This is a genomic window from Kitasatospora sp. NPDC088783, assembly GCF_044750705.1.
Taxonomy (GTDB): Bacteria; Actinomycetota; Actinomycetes; order Streptomycetales; family Streptomycetaceae; genus Kitasatospora; species Kitasatospora fiedleri.
In genome coordinates, this window is sequence record NZ_JBIVKJ010000004.1 from 515,383 (window position 1) to 532,117 (window position 16,735).

Here is a 16,735-nt window from a genome sequence, read left to right on the forward strand (position 1 = left end):
TCCGTTGTGACGGGCCTTCGCGGCCGCACGCGTCGTCCGGCTCGTAGCGTGCGGCTCGTACCGGGCGGCTCGCGCCTCCTACGCGGCCAGGTCCTGCTCCGGCTCCACCCGCGCGTGCACCGGGGTGAACCGGCCGGTCGCGGCGTCCAGCACGTAGGTCTGGGCCGTGGCGAAGTCGAAGTACATCCCGACCAGCCGCAGCGAACCGTCCGCGACCCGGCGCCCCACCGCCGGGTTGGCCAGCAGCTGGTCGAGCTGCTGCACCACGTTGGTGATGCACAGCTGCTCGACCACGTCCGCCGCCGGACGGCCCTCGAACTCGGCGGGGGCGCGCCGCAGGCGGTCCAGCGAGCTGCGGCCGTTGCGCAGCCAGCGGGCCAGCGCGGTGGGCGGGCCGGACGCCTCGGTGACGCCGTCCAGCAGGGCCTTCATCGCGCCGCAGCCGGAGTGCCCGCAGACCGTGATCGAGGCGACCTCCAGGACCTCCACCGCGTACTGGACGGCGGCAGCCACCGAGTCGTCGGCGGCACCCGGCTCGTACGGGGCGGGGGCCAGGTTGCCGACGTTGCGGACGGTGAAGAGGTCTCCGGGGCCGGAGCTGGTGATCATGCTGGTGACCATCCGGGAGTCCGCGCAGGTGAGGAAGAGCTGCGAGGGCGTCTGGCCGTCCCGGGCGAGGCGGGCCAGCTCCTGGCGGACCAGTGGGGCGGTGTGCTGCTGGAAGCCGCGGACGCCGTCGAGCAGGCGGACGTGCGGGTCGTCCTCGTTCTGCTCGATGCAGTGGTGGCCGACCCAGGGCGTCCAGGCCCGGCAGCGGTGCGGGCCGGGGGAGCTGCCCGCGCGGACGGTGCCGTCCGGGTCCAGCACGTCGTTCGGCCGGCGCTCGGTCAGCATCGCCACCTGCGCGCCGGAGTCCTGGTGGCCGGTGCGCCAGGCGTGCAGCGCCTCGTAGGCGGCGTGGTCCAGGAACGAGCCGTCGTGGTGGACCGTCACCCGGGCCCCGGCGGGGATCCGGGTCAGCGCCCGGCTCAGCTTGGGGACGGCGGCGAAGGTCAGCGGGCCGTGGGTGCGGACGGTGTACGAGCCGTCCTCCTCGGCCAGCACGTCGACGTGGGCGCGGGTCAGCCGGTAGAGGGCGAGCAGCATGGCCACCGCGCCGCCGAGCACCACCCCGAGCGGGACGCCGAGCAGCACCACTCCGAGCACGGTGGCCAGGTACACCGGGAACTCGCGGTGTCGGTGCACCCGGCGGATGTGCGCGAAGCTCACCATCTGCACGCCGACCACCAGCACCAGCGCGGCCAGCGCGGCCAGCGGGATCCGCCGCAGCCCGGCGGTCAGCGCGAGCGCGGCGACCAGCACCCAGCAGCCGTGCAGCACCGCGGAGGCCCGGGTGGCCGCCCCGGCCTGCACGTTGGCCGTGGAGCGGACGGCGCCGCCGGCCACCGGGAGGCCGCCGAGCAGTCCGGAGAACAGGTTGGACGCGCCCTGGGCGCGCAGCTCGCGGTCCAGGTCGCCGCTGCGGCGGGTCATCCGGTCGACCGCGACGGAGGACAGCAGCGATTCCACGCCGGCCACCGCGGTGACCGTCAGCACCAGGCCGAGCAGCACCGCCCAGTGGTCGGACAGCAGGGCGGAGGAGGGCAGCGAGAAGAACTGGTGGTGCTCCCAGACCGGGAGCTCGACCCGGGCCAGCCGCAGCTCGGCCAGCAGCGACAGCGTGGTGGCGGCGGCCACCGCGACCAGCGCGGCGGGCAGCCGGGCCAGCCGGGCGCCGATCCGGCCGGCCGCGCCGGGCAACCGGCCGAGCCGGGGCCAGCCGTACAGGATCGCGAGCGCCAGCAGGCCGACCATCAGCGCGGGCAGGTGAGGTCCGGCCAGTTCGCCGGGCAGCGAGCGCAGGTCGGCCAGGGCCGAACTGTGCGGCGTGCCGCCGAGGATGACGTGCAGTTGGGCGATCGCGATGGTCACGCCGACACCGGCCAGCATGCCGTGCACCACGGCGGGCGAGACGGCGAGCGCGGCGCGGGCCACCCGCAGCGAGCCGAGCAGCAGTTGCAGCAGACCGGCGGCGACGGTGACCAGGCAGGCGGTCGGCCAGCCGTACTGGGCGATCACCCCGGCGGTGACCACGGTCAGCGCCGCGGACGGGCCGCTGACCTGGAGGTGGGTGCCGCCGAGGAAGCCGGCCACCAGCCCGCCCACCGCGGCGGCGACCAGACCGGCCGTCAGCGGGGCGCCGGTGGCCAGCGCGATGCCGAGCGAGAACGGCACCGCGATGAGGAACACCGCGAGGGAGGCCGGCAGGTCGTGCGCCAGCAGGACGCGGACCCGGCCCGGGGTGCCGCCGGGCGGCGGCGGGGCGTGGTCGGTGGTGTCGGAGGCGATGGGGGCGCTGGAGACGTCGAGTGTCATGGGTGTCTTCCCGTCTTCTTCCGGGGGAACGAACGCAGTCAGGTCCGGCGGTGGGTCTGGTCGGATCGGCTGTCGTGGGTCACAGCGGGTGCGGCGGGGCGGCGGCGCGGCCGTGGGGAGCGTGCGCGGCGGCGCGTTGCGAAGGTACGGCGTTGCGGGGTGTGGCGGGGCCTGGGGCGCGGTGGCGACGGCCCGTGGCGTCCGGTGGTTCAAGAGTTGGTAAACCGAGAGTAATGGAACCTTTGCACAGCGTGTGCTTCGAGTGCCAGTACAAATAGGGGCGTTCACCACATCGTGTGGCACCCGGGTCGGTCGGGAATTTCCCGGCGGGAAGGCCGGAGGGGCCGGTCCGCCGGGCTGGGCGGACCGGCCCCTCCGGGCGGTGGAGCGGGGCGTCGGCTCAGACCCCGGCGGTGCTGGCCCGCTCGGCGCCCAGCACGTAGTCCGGGTCGACCTGGTCGGCCAGGTCGGCGCCGACCTTGGCGTTGCCCCAGCTCTCCGCGTTGCGCAGGTGGAAGCGGGCCGCCTGGGCGCTGTACCGGCGCGGGTCGCGCAGCCCGTGGGCGGCGTCGGCGGCGGTCCGCAGCCGGGCCAGCACCTCCCGGTTCGCGGGCTCCAGCTCGCGCAGCGGCGGCTCGTCCCCGCGCTCCAGCCGCCGCACCCAGCCGGACTGCCCGAAGCAGGCGTACAGGTCCTCGCCGACCTCGCGGCGCAGGAAGGCCAGGTCGTCCGGGCTCTGCACCTTGTTGCCGACCACCCGCAGGTGGACGTCGAAGTCCTGGGCGTACTCCTTGTACTGGCGGTAGACCGAGACGCCCTTGCGGGTGGGTTCGGCGACCAGGAAGGTCAGGTCGAAGCGGGTGAACAGGCCGGAGGCGAAGGAGTCGGAGCCGGCCGTCATGTCGGTGACCAGGTACTCGTCCGGGCCGTCCAGCAGGTGGTTGAGCAGCAGCTCCACCGCGCCGACCTTGGAGTGGTAGCAGGCCACCCCGAGGTCCTCCTCGGTGAACGCGCCGGTCGCCAGCAGCCGGACCGAGCCCTCGTCCAGGGCGACCGGGCGGGCGCAGGCCGCGTACACCGGGTTCTCCTCGACGATCCGCAGCAGCCGGGAGCCGGGGCCGGGCGGAGTGGTCTTGATCATCTCCTCGGCGGAGCGGATCAGCGGGTTGTCGCCGCGCAGGTACTCCTTGATCTCCGGCAGGTGCGCGCCCAGCGAGGGGAGCGCGGCGGCCTGGGCGTCCGTCAGGCCGAGGGCCGGTCCCAGGTGCTGGTTGATGTCGGCGTCGACGGCGAGCACCGGGCGGCCGACGGCGGCCAGGTGGCGGATGAACAGGGCGGACAGGGTGGTCTTGCCACTGCCGCCCTTGCCGACGAAGGCGATCTTCATCTCTGAGTCTCCGGCTCTCTGGCTCTGTGGTGTCCGTGGGGCCCTGGCGGCCCCGGCGCTTGTTGGAAACCGTTATCGTCACCGATTAGTGGACATGCTAGCGGTGGTTTGGGGTAGCGCACATGAGGGAAGGGCGGATTGCCACGAAAGGGTGACCCGGGGGTTGCCTCCCGGCCGCCCCGTGGATTCATTACTCTCGGGTAGGTGACCACAGGAACTGACCCGCTCGCCCCGCTGGCCCAGCTCGCCGGGGTCCCCGAGGCCGTCGCCGAAGTGCGCAAGAACGTCGACCGCCTCTACGGGCACCGCGTGATGCGGCGCCGGGCGGGCGAGGTGACCTCCGAGTCCGCGCTGCGCGGCGCCCGCGCCTCGGCCGCCCTGGACGGCGCCGACTGGCCGCTGGAGGAGGTCCGCCGCCGCACCGACTTCGGCGCCGACCCCGAGGCCCGCACGGTCGGCGCCGCGCTCCGCCTGTCCGCCGAGGCCGGCCAGCTGCTCAGCGTCTGGCGCACCTCCCCGCTCCAGGTGCTGGCCCGGCTCCACCTGCTCGCCGTCGGCGACGGCGACCCCGCGGCCGGCCGCCCGCGCCGCGACGGCGAGGAGGCCGCGCCGCTGTTCCCGCGGGAGGTCGCCGCCACCGAGGGCGAGGCCCCGGCCGGCCCGGTCGGCGAACTCCCGCCGCCGCCCCCGCCCGCCGAGACGGCCGCCCGCCTCGACCAGCTCGCCGGGCTGCTCACCGCCCGCACCGAACGCCCCGCCGGCGGCGCGCCCGCCCTGGTGGTCGCCGCCGTCGTGCACGGCGAACTGCTCGCGCTGCGCCCGTTCGGCACCCACAACGGGCTGGTCGCCCGGGCCGCCCAGCGGATCGTGCTGACCGCCGAGGGCCTCGACCCGAAGGCGATCTGCCCCGCCGAGGTCGGCCTCGCCGAACTCGGCACCGCCGCCTACCGGCAGGCCCTGCTCGGCTACCTGGAGGGCACCCCCGAGGGCGTGTCCCGCTGGCTGGTGCACTGCGCCGCCGGACTCGGGCTGGGCGTGCGCGAGAGCACCGCGGTGTGCGAGGCGATGCAGCGCGGCATGGTCTGAGGGCCCCGCCCGGACGCGAGCCGGTCCTGCCCCGGCGCGGTCCTGCCCGGGTGCGGGCCGGCCCCGCGCGGTGCCGGAACCCGTGGGCTCCGGAACCCGCCGGTCCCGGAACGCAGTTGCGGCGACGCCCGAGACTTCCGGGCGTCGCCGCTGGTACGGAGACCGGGTTACCAGTGCATGCACCGTTTCTATGCCCATCAGGCGGGGTCCTGTGCCCGTTCGCCTGGTGCGGCGGCCCGTCAGCGGGTCGGCTGCATGTGGGTGCCCGGCTGTCCGTACATCGGTCCGTGGGGCCTTAACTGCGTTGTCGGTTCGACCTCTTGGGGTCCTGACCGGGTCTCGCGGGCCGTACCCCATTTCTACCTCAGATCCGCCGAAAGAGGAACCCGAAAACAGGTTCTTTACGGGTTTGCGTAGAGGTTTGTCCGATTTTGCGAACCCGGCGGCGGTCGGACCCGCCGCCGCTCAGGCCGCCGCCGGACGCCGCCGCCGCGCGCTGTACCAGAGCACCCCGGCCGTCAGCACCGCCGTGCCGATCGCCACCGCGGCCACCACCGAGCGGCTCGGCGCGTGGAACTCCGGGAGCCGGCGGGTCAGTTCGACCGGCCGGCTGAACGCCAGCACCGGCCACTCGCGGGCCGCCGCCTCCTTGCGCAGCGCCCGGTCCGGGTTGACCGCGGCCGGGTGGCCGACGGCCTCCAGCATCGGCAGGTCGGTCGAGGAGTCGCTGTACGCGTAGCAGTTGGCCAGGTCGTAACCCTCCCGCTCGGCCAGCTCCCGGATCGCCGCCGCCTTGTTCTCGGCGTACGCGTAGTACTCGATCTCGCCGGTGTAGCGGCCCTCCTCGACGTGCAGCCGGGTGGCGATCACGTGGTCCGCGCCGAGCAGTTGGCCGATCGGCTCGACCACCTCGGAGCCCGAGCTGCTGACGATCACCACGTCCCGTCCGGCCGCGTGGTGCTGCTCGATCAGCGAGGCCGCCTCGTCGTAGATGAGCGGGTCGATCATGCCGTGCAGGGTCTCCGCGACGATCTCCCGGACCTGCTGGACGTTCCAGCCGCGGGTGAGCGAGGACAGGTAGGCCCGCATCTTCTCCATCTGGTCGTGGTCCGCGCCGCCGACCAGGAAGATGAACTGGGTGTAGGCGCTCTTCACCACCGAGCGGCGGTTGATCAGGCCGCCCTGGTAGAAGGGGCGGCTGAACGCGAGCGCGCTGGACTTGGCGATGATCGTCTTGTCGAGGTCGAAGAAGGCGGCGGTGCGGGGCGCGTCGTGGCCGCCCCGGTCCGCGCGGTGGCCGGTTTCGGCGCCCGCGTCGGGTCCGGCAGCGGCGTCGCGGTCGGCGAAGTCGGCGTTCTCGGTGGTGTCCACGGGAACCGAGGATAGAGGGGCGGGCAAAAGGGAGGGCCATTCGGTGGACCCGCGGGCGTGCGGGTTTGTGTTTCTGGGCGGTCGGGTACACCATGGAAGTCACGGATCGTTCGCGCGACCGTGCTAACCCGGTCCGGCTCCTCCCCCCCGAGCCGGGCCGTGGATAGACGACCCCCGCTCTCCCCCCCGGCGGGGGTCGTCGCATGTCCGGGCCCATTTCCCTTGGCAGTTGAGCCTGCAGGGAGTGGTGGTGCCGGTGGTTGCGGGGGGTGCTCCAGCGGCTCCGGAGCCGTTGTCGAGGTTTCTCCGCATCCCAAGTTTTTGTCACTCTGCGTAGTTGTATGAGTGTCATATCGGCATACCCGAAGCGTCAATTCCGAACTGCTTTAGCCCCCGTCCGAGTGACCTCGGTTATCCACAGGGGCGAGTTATCCACAGGCAATCGGAAGTCGGCTGACGCATTCCGCGCCGTCCTGCACCGTGGTGTCCGCGCCGCCACGCGGAGCCCGTCCGGGCCACCGCGTCCGACGCGCCGTCAGACCGTCCCCGCACCACGGGAGGCCGCCTTGTCCGCTTCCGTCACCGACCCGCACGCCACCGCGCCCGAGCCCCCGCCCGGGCCGCTGGTCCTCACCGGCGACGCCGCGCTCGCCGAACAGCTCACCCGCCTGTGCGCCGCCGCCGGGGCCGAACCGCGGCTGCTCGGCGTCCCACCGCCCGCCCGGCTGTGGGCGGACGCCCCGCTGGTGCTGGTCGGCGACGACCTCGCCGACCAGTGCGCCGGCCTGGCCCGCCGGCCCGGCGTCCTGCTGCTCGGCCTCGACCTCGACGACGGGGAGGTCTGGGTCCGCGCCGTCCGGCTCGGCGCCGAGCACGTGCTCTTCCTGCCGGACGCGCAGCCCTGGCTGCTCGACCGGATCGCCGACGCCACCGAGGGCGTCGGGCCACCCGCCCTCACCGTCGCCGTGCTCGGCGGGCGCGGCGGCGCCGGCGCCTCCACCCTGGCCTGCGCCCTCGCGGTCTGCGCCGCCCGGGCCGGGCACCGCACCATGCTGATCGACGGCGACCCGCTCGGCGGCGGGCTCGACGTACTGCTCGGCGCCGAGCAGGCCGGCGGGCTGCGCTGGCCCGACCTGGCCGCCTCCCGCGGCCGGATCAGCGGCACCGAGCTGGCCAAGGCGCTGCCCGGGCCGCACCGGCTCAGCACCCTGTCCTGGGACAGGTCCGACACCCTGGCCATCCCCGCCGAGGCCATGCGCAGCGTGCTGGCGGCCGCCCGCAGACGCGGCGGGCTGGTCGTCCTCGACCTGCCCAGACAGCTCGACGCCGCCGCCGCCCAGGCCCTCGAACAGTCCGACACCGGGCTGCTCGTGGTCCCCGCCGAACTACGCGCCCTGGCGGCCGCCGACCGGGTCGCCGCGGCCGTCCGGATACGGCTCACCGACCTGCGGGCCGTCGTCCGCACCCCCGGCCCGTCCGGGCTCACCGCCGCCGACGTCGCCCGCGGCCTGCACCTGCGGCTCGCGGGGGAGCTGGCCCCCGAGCCCGGCCTCGCCCTGGACGTCGAACGGGGCACCCCGCCCGGCCTGCGGGAGCGCGGGCCGCTCGCCCGGTTCTGCGGGCGATTCCTGACCGAAGCGATGCCGCCCGTCGTGGCGGCCTGAGGAGCGACCATGACCAACCGCCTGCACGCCATCGACTCCCGCGCCGTGGACCCGCACGCCATCGACTCCCGGGTCGTCGACTCGGGCGCCGTCGGTCTGGACGCCGTGGGTGTCCGTGCCGAGGACGGCCGTGCCCCGGACGATCACCAGGGCGGCCGGCGGGCCGTTCGGCGGCCGATCGCCCGCACTCACCGCCGGATCGCCGTACCGCGGCCCCGCAGCCTCGTCAGCGCCCCGTCAGATCCCGTGGAGGACGTCCTCCCGGCCGGGGACGGCGGGTCCGCTCCCGAGGGCCGACCGGCCCCGCCGGTGCGCTACCTGGTGCGCCGGAAGCCGCCCGCCGCCCCGGCGGACGACGGGCCGCCGGCCGTCCCCGTCGCGGGGCCCGCCGGACCGGTCCAGGACGGGGCCGCCGACCTGGTGGACGCCGTCCGGATCCGGCTCGCCGAGGCGGGCGCGCCGCCCACCGCCGGGTCGGTCGCCGCCGCGCTGCGTGCGGCCGGGCCCCCGCTCGGCGGGGCCGACGTGCTGAACGCGGTGCGCAGCCTGCGCTCCGAGATCGTCGGCGCCGGCCCGCTCGACCCGCTGCTGGCCGAGAACGGCGTCACCGACGTCCTGGTCAACGGCCCCGACCAGGTCTGGGTCGACCGCGGCCACGGTCTGGAACGCGCCCCCCAGGTGCGCTTCCCGAACGCGGACGCCGTCCGTCGGCTCGCCCACCGCCTCGCCACCGCCGCCGGACGCCGCCTCGACGACGCCCGCCCCTGGGTGGACGCCAGGCTGCCCGACGGCACCCGGCTGCACGCCGTCCTCCCCCCGATCGCCGCCGACTGCACCCACATCTCGCTGCGCACCAGCCGCCGCGAGCCCTTCACCCTCCCCGGACTGGTCGCCGCCGGGGCCCTGCCCCCGTCCGGGGCCGACCTGCTCGCCGCTGTCCTGCGGGCCCGGCTCTCCCTGCTGGTCTCCGGCGGCACCGGCACCGGAAAGACCACCCTGCTCGCCGCCCTGCTCGGCCTCGTCCCCGGCAACGAGCGCATCGTGCTCGCCGAGGACTCCGCCGAACTGCGCCCGGACCACCCGCACGTGGTCCGGTTGCAGTCCCGCCCGCCCAACCAGGAGTCGCTGGGCGAGCTGACCCTGCGCGACCTGGTCCGGCAGGCGCTGCGGATGCGGCCCGACCGGCTGGTGGTGGGCGAGGTCCGCGGCGCCGAGGTGGTGGACCTGCTGTCCGCCCTGAACACCGGCCACGAGGGCGGCTGCGGCACCGTCCACGCCAACACCGCCGCCGACGTGCCCGCCCGGCTGGAGGCCCTCGGCTCGCTGGCCGGCCTCGACCGGCACTCCCTGCACAGCCAGCTCCGGGCCGGACTGGACGCGGTCGTCCACCTCGGCCGGGACCGCGCCGACGGCCGCCGCCGGGTCACCGGGTTGCACCTGCTGGTCGGCGGGCCCGACGGCCTGACCGGCACCGCCGCCGCCGTCCACTTCGACCGCGACGGCCGGGCCCGCCCCGGCCCCGGCTGGCCCCGCCTGCGGGAGCTGTGCGCCGAACGCGGCCTCGACCTCCCGCCGCACCCGGAGGCCGCCGGGACCGGGGCCGGGGTGGGTCCGGGGGCTACCGCCATCGAGCTTGCGGAGGAGGGGACATGACGGTGGGTCGGCTGGAGTGCGTCTGGGTGATCGCGCTGTGCGTGCTCGGGGTGGTGGCGTGGCGCCTGCTGCGCTCCGCGGTCAGGAGGCTGTGATGACCGTTTCGGTCGAGGTACTCGGGGCGTCCGGGGTGCTGGCTGGTGTGTTCCGGCCCGGTGGTGCGGCTCGTGCGGCGGCCCTGCTGGGGGTGGCCGCCGGGGCGATCGGCGGGGTGCTCGTGGCGGCCTGGCTGCTCGGAGTACGCCGCCGGATGTGCGGTGGCGGCCGGATGCGGCGGGTGCTGCACAGGCGTCGGGGCCGGTGTGGGCCGTCGGGCCGGTTGGGGCGGATGCGGGCGCTGTGGCGGCGTCGGCGACCGCGCTGGCTGGTGCCCGAACTGCTGCTGCTCCCGCTCGGGGCGGTGGTGGGGCACGGCACCTCCTCGGTGCTTCCGGTGATCGGGGCGGCCTGCGGGGTGGTCCCGCTCCGGCGCTGGCGGGCGGGGCGGCGCACGGCCCGGGCGGCCCGGCGGCGGGCTACGGCGGTGATCGACCTGTCCGCCGGGCTGGCGGCCGAGCTGCGCAGCGGTGCCACCCCCGAGCAGGCCATGCACGCCGTCCTCGCCCGGGCCGCCCCCGACTGGGGCCGCCGCCTCGGCGCCGAACCCGCGGCCCGGTTGGCGGCGGGCCGCTACGGAGCGGACCTGCCTGCGGCGCTCCGCCTGGTGGCCGAACTACCGGGCGGGGAGGGCGCGGCGGCCATGGCGGCCTGCTGGCAGGTCAGTACCGAGAGCGGCACCGGGCTGGCGGCCGGGCTGGAGCAGGTCGCGGACGCGCTGCGGGCCGAACGGGCCCTCAGCGAGGAGATCGCGGGCGAACTCGCCGGCCCGCGCACCACGATGGCCGTCCTCGCCGCCCTGCCCGCCGTCGGCCTCGGCCTGGGCGCGGCACTCGGGGCGGACCCCGTCCACGTCCTGCTGCACACCCCGGTGGGCCTGTTCGGCCTGCTGGTCGGGGCGGCCCTGGAGACGGCCGGGATCCTCTGGACGGCCCGGATCGTCCGCTCCGCCGAGGACGCCCCGGCCCGCCCCGGACCGGCCCGCCCCGCTACCGCCAGTTGCGGGATCTCCCGGACCCGCGGCGACCTCCGGCTCGCGACTCCGCGGTCGCCGACGGTGGGGCCGGCCGGGTGGTGACGGCCTTCGGGCAGGAGGCTCGGGCTCAGCCGGATGCTTCTACGCGCTACGGCGGCAGGGTGATTGACGGTTACTCGGCGAGGACGGTGGGCGGCGGATGGCGCGGTACGGGCCCCGGGCCGCCGTGTCGGCACCGGGGCGGGGAGTCCTTCGGGCGGATCGGGAGGGGTGGGCGTGGCCAGGGAGCGAGGACGGCGCGGGGTGGTGCGGGCGCGGGGCGATCCAGGGGGTTCGGTGCGGGTGGCGACGAGTGCAGGAGGCGAGGTGGACGTGACGGCGGTTCTGGTGCCGACGGCGGTTGCCGGGTTGGCCGGGGAGGTGCTGGCGGCGGTGCAGGGGCGGGCGGTCCGTCGGCGGGTCGAGCGGTGCGTTCCGGCGGTGTCGGCCGCTGCGGGGCGGGGTGGGCGACGTGGGCGGGTGGCGGCAGGGGTACGGCGGGCGGTCGGGTGGTTGGCGGGAGATCGGCCGCTGGCGGTGCTGCTGGGCATCTCGGTCGGGACGCTGGTCGGCGGCTGGGCGGGCCCGGTGGTGGGTCTGCTGGCCGGTGGGGCGGCCTGGCGGCTGCTGCCCCGGGTGCGGTCGCCGGACGGGCGTCGGCAGGCGGCGGAGCAGGACTGGCTGGTCCGTCAGCTCCCTTTGACCGCAGAGCTGTTGGCGGCCTGCTTCGGGTCGAGCGGTTCCCCGGCCGGGGCGGTCGCCGCCGTCGCGGACAGCGTGCCGGTCCCGATGCGGGATCGCCTGGCCGCGGTCGCCGCCCAACTCGCGCTCGGGGCGGGGCCGGAGCGCTGCTGGGAGCAACTGGCGTCGGACTGCCCGCCATTGGCACCGCTCGCCCGCTGCCTGGCCCGCACCAGCCTCAGCGGTACCCCGCCGGCCGCCACGCTGACCGGTCTGGCCCAGTCCCACCGGGCGGCGGCCGCCCGGGCGGCGCACGCGAGGGTCCGGCGGGCCGGAGTGCTGGCGACCGCACCGCTCGGGCTCTGCTTCCTGCCCGCGTTCGTGCTGATCGGGGTGGTGCCGGTGGTCACGGGGCTGACCGCCGCCTTCTCCCAGCGCCTGTGAGCAGCACCGCCCGGGTGCGCGGTCTCCCCGGAGCCCTCGCGGTGCCCTCCCGCCGCTCTCCCGTCGCGCTCTTGAGCCCTCTGCGGCTCTCCGGCCGGTTCGAACCAGGTCGTTCCTGCGGCCGATCCACTGTCAGAGAAAGGGATTTCACCATGAAGAAGCTCGTCAGGGTTGTCCGGCCCGCTGCCGTGGTGCTCGCCGTCCGCAGGTGCGGGGGCTGGTTCCGGCACCGCTATCGGAGGGTGGCGGACGGTCCGCCGGACGCCGGGATGAGCACCGCGGAGTACGCGATCGGCACCGTTGCCGCCTGTGCCTTCGCCGCCGTGCTCTACAAGGTGGTCACCAGCGGCACGGTCTCCGGAGCGCTGTCCGAGATCCTCGAACGGGCCCTGCATGCGGTCTGACCGGAGGCCGCCTGACCGCAGACCGACTGACCAGAGACCGACTGACCGCAGACCGGCGGACAGCGGGATGGTCACGGCGGAGACCGCGGTCGGGCTTCCGGCCCTGGTGCTGCTGGCGGCGATGCTGACCTGGGGCGTGGTGGCGGCCGGTGCCCAGATCCGCTGCGTGGACGCGGCCCGGGTCGGCGCCCGGGCCGCCGCCCGGGGCGACACCGACGCGCTGGCCCAGGCCGCCGCTGCGGCCCCGCGCGGAGCGAAGGTCGCCATCGACCTGGCCGCCACCACCGCCCGGGCCACCGTCGAGGCCCCCTGCCCGGGCCCGGGCCGCCTCGCCGCCCTGCTGTCGGTCCGGCTCACGGCCACGGCGATCGGCGCCCGGGAGGACGTGCCGGCCGACGGCTGAGGCCGACGGTGAAGGCAGCCGGCAACGAACGGAAGGAGACGGCTCATGCGGGTGAGGGTGCGGGTACGAGCGAGGGGGAGCGGCGCGCCGCCGGGAGCGGCGGGCGACCACGGTTCGGCGACGGTGTGGCTGGTGGCGCTGGGGTCGCTCGGGGTGGTGGTGTTCTCGGCCTGCCTGATGCTGGGGACGGTGGTGGCCGCCCGTCACCGCGCCGAGTCGGCGGCCGATCTCGCGGCCCTGGCCGCCGCCGACCGGCTGCTGCTCGACGAGGACGGCGGCTGCGGACGGGCCGCGGCACTCACCCGGGCCCAGGAGCGGGCCGAACTGGTCTCCTGCCAGGTCCTCCCGGGGCAGGACGCGGTGGAGGTGGTGGTCCAGGTCCCGATCCACGGCGTCCCGGTACCGCTGCCCCCGGCCCGGGCCCGCGCCCGGGCGGGTCCGGTCTGGGCCTGGGGCGAGGGGGCCGACGCGGCGGCGTTCACCGCAGGACGGGAACCGTCGCGGCAACGAACGCGCCCGGGAAGCGCGGTGACGGGCGTTCAGGCAGGCGTGCAGGTGGGCGTCCGGGCGGACGGCAGGTCAGCCGTTCTCGACCGGTCCCTCCTCGCTGGCGCCGTCCGGGGCGGTGGCCCGGGTCGGGGCGCCGGCGAGGAGGACGGTGAGCAAGCGGATCGCGGCGGCCTTGTCGAGCGGCTCGTTGCCGTTGCCGCACTTCGGGGACTGGACGCAGGACGGGCAACCGCGTTCGCACTCGCAGGCGGCGATGGCGTCCCGGGTGGCGGTCAGCCACTCGACGGCGCGCCGGAAGCCGCGTTCGGCGAAGCCCGCGCCGCCGGAGTGGCCGTCGTACACGAAGACGGTCGGCAGGCCGGTGTCGGGGTGCAGCGGGACGGAGACGCCGCCGATGTCCCAGCGGTCGCAGGTGGCGAACAGCGGGAGGAGTCCGATGGAGGCGTGCTCGGCGGCGTGGGCCGCGCCGGGAAGCTGGTCGAACGGGACGAGTGCGTCCAGGAGCTGGTCCTCGGTGACGGTCCACCAGACGGCGCGGGTGCGCAGCGTGCGGGGCGGCAGGTCGAGCTTGCTCTCGCCGAGGACCTCGCCGGTGGAGATCCGCTTGCGGAGGTAGCCGACGACCTGGTTGGTGACCTCCACCGAGCCGAAGCCGAGCCGGGCCTCGCCCCACTCCTCGACGGTGTCGGTGGACAGGATCGAGATGGAGGTGACGTCCCGGGCGGAGGTGGTGTACGGCGGGTTCGCGGGGGAGACCAGGGCGACCGAGGACTCCAGGTCGAACTCGCGGACCAGGTAGGTGGCACCCCGGTGCAGGTGGACGGCCCCGGTGTGCACGGTGGTGTGCGCGGCCTCGGCGTCCACGGTGCCGAGCAGCCGCCCGGTGTCGGCCTCGACGATCTGCACGGGGCTGCCGCCGCTGCCGCGCAGGTCGACGCCGTCGGCGGCGCGCTCGCGGCGGGTCCAGTACCAGGAGCCGTCCGAGCGCCGCCGCAGCAGGCCGCGCCGCTCCAGCACCGGCAGCAGCGGTGCGGTGGACGGGCCGAACAGCTCCAGGTCGGCGTCGGTGAGCGGGAGTTCGGCGGCGGCCGCGCACAGGTGCGGGGCCAGCACGTGCGGGTTGTCCGGGTCGAGGACGGTGGCCTCCACCGGGGTGGCGAACAGCGCCTCGGGGTGGTGGACGAGGTACGTGTCCAGCGGGTCGTCCCGGGCGATCAGCACCGCCAGCGCCCCCTGGCCCTCCCGGCCCGCCCGCCCGGCCTGCTGCCACAGCGAGGCCCGGGTGCCGGGGTAGCCGGCCAGCAGGACGGCGTCCAGGCCGGAGACGTCCACGCCGAGTTCGAGGGCGGAGGTGGAGGCCAGGCCGAGCAGCCGACCGGTGTGCAGGTCGCGTTCCAGGGCCCGGCGCTCCTCGGCCAGGTAGCCGCCCCGGTAGGCGGCGACCCGGGCGGCGAGCGGCTGGCCGAGCTGCTCCTGGGCCTGCAGCGCGACCAGTTCGGCGGCCCGCCGGGAACGGACGAAGGCCACCGTGCGGGTGCCGCCGTGCACCAGGTCGGTCAGCAGGTACCCGGCCTCGGCGGTGGCGCTGCGGCGGACGGGCGCGCCGTGCTCGCCGACGTTCTCGGTCAGCGGCGGCTCCCACAGCGCGAACACCAGCGGGCCGCGCGGCGAGCAGTCCTCGGTGACGGCGGTGGCGGGCAGGCCGGTGAGCCGCTCGGCGGTGACGGCCGGTTCGGCGGTGGTCGCGGAGGCCAGCAGGAAGGTCGGCTCGGAGCCGTAGCGGGCGCACAGCCGCCGCAGCCGGCGCAGCACCTGGGCGACGTGCGAGCCGAACACGCCGCGGTAAGTGTGGCACTCGTCGACCACGACGTACCGCAGCGCCTTGAGGAAGGAGGACCAGCGGGGGTGGGCCGGGAGTATGCCGCGGTGCAGCATGTCCGGGTTGGTCAGCACGTAGGACGCGTACTGGCGGACCCACTCGCGCTCCTGCGGCGGGGTGTCGCCGTCGTACAGCGCCACCCGGACGCGGTCGGGGACGAGTTCGGCGGCGCGCCGGCGCTGGTCGGCGGCCAGCGCCTTGGTCGGGGCCAGGTACAGCGCGGTCGCGCCGCGCCCGTTGCGGGCCTCGGTACCGGTCAGCAGGTCGCTCAGCAGCGGGGCCAGATAGCCCAGCGACTTGCCCGAGGCGGTGCCGGTGGCGATCACCGTGGTCCGCCCGGCGGCGGCCAGGTCCATCGCCTCCGCCTGGTGCGCCCAGGGCAGCACCACGCCGAGCCCGGAGGCCGCCGCGACGACTTCCTGCCGGATTCCTTCCGGCCAAGGCGCATACCGGGCCGCTCGGGCGGGCAGGTGCTCCGTATGGGTGAGGCGGTCAGACCTGCCGCGCCCGTGGGAAAGGGCAGTGAGCAGGGCCTCGGGCTGGTGGTGACGGGGCGGCATGAAGACCCAGTGTGTCACCGGCGTGACGGAGAATCGCTGTTAACCATCGTGCGGCCGTAGCCGCAGGTGGTTGAATGAGGCCCGTGACGGCCGCATGGCCGAGGGCCGCAACGCTGAGGCTCCGACCTGCCGGTTCGTCGCGCCCTGGCCCTGCGACCCTGCGGTGGCAGCCGCTGGGTTGAAGATCGCAATGACGTAGCAAGGCAAGGTGCTGGAGGTTCCGTGGACCTGTCCCTGTCGACCCGTACTGTCGGCGATCGCACGGTCGTCGAGGTTGGCGGCGAGATCGATGTGTACACCGCGCCCAAGTTGCGCGAGCAGCTTGTCGAGCTCGTCAACGAGGGCAACTACCACTTGGTCGTGGACATGGAGGGCGTCGACTTCCTCGACTCCACCGGTCTCGGCGTGCTGGTCGGTGGCCTGAAGCGGGTCCGTGCGCACGAGGGTTCGCTGCGCCTGGTGTGCAACCAGGAGCGCATCCTGAAGATCTTCCGGATCACCGGTCTGACCAAGGTGTTCCCGATCCACAACTCGGTGGACGAGGCCGTCGCGGCGACCGACTGACGTCTCCCGTCGGTCGGCCGTTCCCATCGGTCGCTCCCACCGCATCACTTCGATCGACCGTCGCCGGTCGGCCGGGCCCGTCGCCCTGCCCGACCGGCGTGGTCGGTGTCCCCGCCTCCGCCGTGCGGGCCGGTGTGCCCGGCGGCGGTGGAGCAACCCCGGAGGGGAGACATGGCAACCGTCGAACTTCGATTCAGCGCGCTTCCCGAGCACGTGCGCACCGCCCGGCTGGTGGCCGCCGCGGTGGCCAGACGCGCGGGGGTGGACGAGTCGGTGCTCGACGAGTTGCGCCTCGCCGTCGGTGAGGCCTGCTCGCGCGCGGTGGCGCTGCACCAGCGCAACGGCATGGGCGGCGCGGTCCGGGTGGCGCTCACCGAGCAGGAGAAGCGGTTCCTCATCGAGGTCGCCGACGAGGCCGGACCGGCGCACGCCGCCGGTGCCGCCGCGGGCGGCGACCCGGAGGACGAGGACGCGCTCGGCCTCGCGGTGATCACCGGCCTGGTCGAGGACGTCGAGGTCGGCAACGGCTCCGACGGCGGCGTGATCCGGATGAGCTGGCCGGTCACCCCGGTGTCCGTCTCGGTCTGACTGGGGGGCGGGAGG

At 75.4% G+C, this 16,735-nt stretch carries 13 protein-coding genes and 1 pseudogene; 10 read left to right on the top strand and 4 right to left on the bottom strand.

The genetic code is table 11. The annotated features are described in order from the left end of the window. Positions 1-78 precede the first annotated feature (78 nt). Both ACIP60_RS14875 and ACIP60_RS14880 read right to left on the bottom strand, forming a co-directional pair. Complete coding sequence (locus ACIP60_RS14875) at positions 79-2,415, bottom strand: SulP family inorganic anion transporter (protein WP_400683765.1); 2,337 nt, start codon at positions 2,413-2,415, stop codon at positions 79-81. Between the two features lie 400 nt (positions 2,416-2,815). After that, positions 2,816-3,802 carry an ATP-binding protein gene (locus tag ACIP60_RS14880; protein WP_100837533.1) on the bottom strand — a complete coding sequence of 329 codons (987 nt, stop codon included), beginning with the start codon at positions 3,800-3,802 and terminating at the stop codon, positions 2,816-2,818. A gap of 204 nt (positions 3,803-4,006) precedes the next feature. Here ACIP60_RS14880 and ACIP60_RS14885 point away from each other — a divergent pair, with 204 nt between their 5' ends. Continuing rightward, complete coding sequence (locus tag ACIP60_RS14885) at positions 4,007-4,888, top strand: oxidoreductase (RefSeq protein WP_400683767.1); 882 nt, start codon at positions 4,007-4,009, stop codon at positions 4,886-4,888. Positions 4,889-5,353: 465 nt separating this feature from the next. On the opposite strand, the gene ACIP60_RS14890 is transcribed toward ACIP60_RS14885, so the two are convergent. Beyond that, the gene (locus ACIP60_RS14890; RefSeq protein WP_400683770.1) at positions 5,354-6,259 is read right to left on the bottom strand and encodes an HAD family hydrolase; all 906 of its coding nucleotides are present in this window, start codon (positions 6,257-6,259) and stop codon (positions 5,354-5,356) included. 566 nt (positions 6,260-6,825) lie between these two features. Between ACIP60_RS14890 and ssd the strand changes: the two genes are divergently transcribed. The 7 genes and pseudogenes from ssd to ACIP60_RS14925 all read left to right on the top strand — a co-directional run. After that, entirely contained in the window at positions 6,826-7,923 is a 1,098-nt protein-coding gene (gene ssd, locus ACIP60_RS14895; RefSeq protein ID WP_400683773.1) for a septum site-determining protein Ssd, read from the top strand. Positions 7,924-8,340: 417 nt separating this feature from the next. Continuing rightward, entirely contained in the window at positions 8,341-9,576 is a 1,236-nt protein-coding gene (locus ACIP60_RS14900) for a TadA family conjugal transfer-associated ATPase (RefSeq protein WP_400684183.1), read from the top strand. A gap of 94 nt (positions 9,577-9,670) precedes the next feature. Then, positions 9,671-10,750 carry a type II secretion system F family protein gene (locus tag ACIP60_RS14905; RefSeq protein WP_400683776.1) on the top strand — a complete coding sequence of 360 codons (1,080 nt, stop codon included), beginning with the start codon at positions 9,671-9,673 and terminating at the stop codon, positions 10,748-10,750. Positions 10,751-11,200: 450 nt separating this feature from the next. After that, a complete protein-coding gene (locus tag ACIP60_RS14910) occupies positions 11,201-11,812 on the top strand; it encodes a type II secretion system F family protein (RefSeq protein ID WP_400683779.1) in 612 nt (203 codons plus the stop codon). A 152-nt stretch (positions 11,813-11,964) separates the two neighbouring features. Continuing rightward, positions 11,965-12,216, top strand: coding sequence for a DUF4244 domain-containing protein (locus ACIP60_RS14915; protein ID WP_400683781.1), 252 nt, complete (start codon positions 11,965-11,967; stop codon positions 12,214-12,216). A 67-nt stretch (positions 12,217-12,283) separates the two neighbouring features. After that, on the top strand, positions 12,284-12,619 hold the full coding sequence (locus ACIP60_RS14920) for a TadE family type IV pilus minor pilin (protein ID WP_400683784.1): 336 nt from the start codon (positions 12,284-12,286) through the stop codon (positions 12,617-12,619). Positions 12,620-12,664: 45 nt separating this feature from the next. Next, positions 12,665-13,000: pseudogene (locus ACIP60_RS14925) on the top strand (Rv3654c family TadE-like protein); the annotation flags it as partial. Between the two features lie 198 nt (positions 13,001-13,198). Here the strand turns inward: ACIP60_RS14925 and ACIP60_RS14930 are convergent. Further along, positions 13,199-15,568 (bottom strand): DEAD/DEAH box helicase, encoded by a 2,370-nt coding sequence (locus tag ACIP60_RS14930; RefSeq protein ID WP_400683786.1) that lies wholly within the window; start codon positions 15,566-15,568, stop codon positions 13,199-13,201. A 222-nt stretch (positions 15,569-15,790) separates the two neighbouring features. Between ACIP60_RS14930 and bldG the strand changes: the two genes are divergently transcribed. After that, positions 15,791-16,132: an anti-sigma factor antagonist BldG gene (bldG, locus tag ACIP60_RS14935; RefSeq protein WP_100837540.1), complete on the top strand. Its 342-nt coding sequence runs from the start codon at positions 15,791-15,793 to the stop codon at positions 16,130-16,132. Positions 16,133-16,303: 171 nt separating this feature from the next. Then, positions 16,304-16,720: an ATP-binding protein gene (locus ACIP60_RS14940; RefSeq protein ID WP_111553788.1), complete on the top strand. Its 417-nt coding sequence runs from the start codon at positions 16,304-16,306 to the stop codon at positions 16,718-16,720. Positions 16,721-16,735: the final 15 nt, after the last annotated feature.

Bases quoted from the DNA above. Each gene is read 5' to 3' on its own strand.
- ACIP60_RS14905 (WP_400683776.1), top strand. From the start codon at position 9,671: ATGACCGTTTCGGTCGAGGTACTCGGGGCGTCCGGGGTGCTGGCTGGT.
- ACIP60_RS14940 (WP_111553788.1), top strand. From the start codon at position 16,304: ATGGCAACCGTCGAACTTCGATTCAGCGCGCTTCCCGAGCACGTGCGC.
- ACIP60_RS14915 (WP_400683781.1), top strand. From the start codon at position 11,965: ATGAAGAAGCTCGTCAGGGTTGTCCGGCCCGCTGCCGTGGTGCTCGCC.
- ACIP60_RS14920 (WP_400683784.1), top strand. From the start codon at position 12,284: ATGGTCACGGCGGAGACCGCGGTCGGGCTTCCGGCCCTGGTGCTGCTG.
- ACIP60_RS14930 (WP_400683786.1), bottom strand. From the start codon at position 15,568: ATGCCGCCCCGTCACCACCAGCCCGAGGCCCTGCTCACTGCCCTTTCC.
- ACIP60_RS14880 (WP_100837533.1), bottom strand. From the start codon at position 3,802: ATGAAGATCGCCTTCGTCGGCAAGGGCGGCAGTGGCAAGACCACCCTG.
- ACIP60_RS14875 (WP_400683765.1), bottom strand. From the start codon at position 2,415: ATGACACTCGACGTCTCCAGCGCCCCCATCGCCTCCGACACCACCGAC.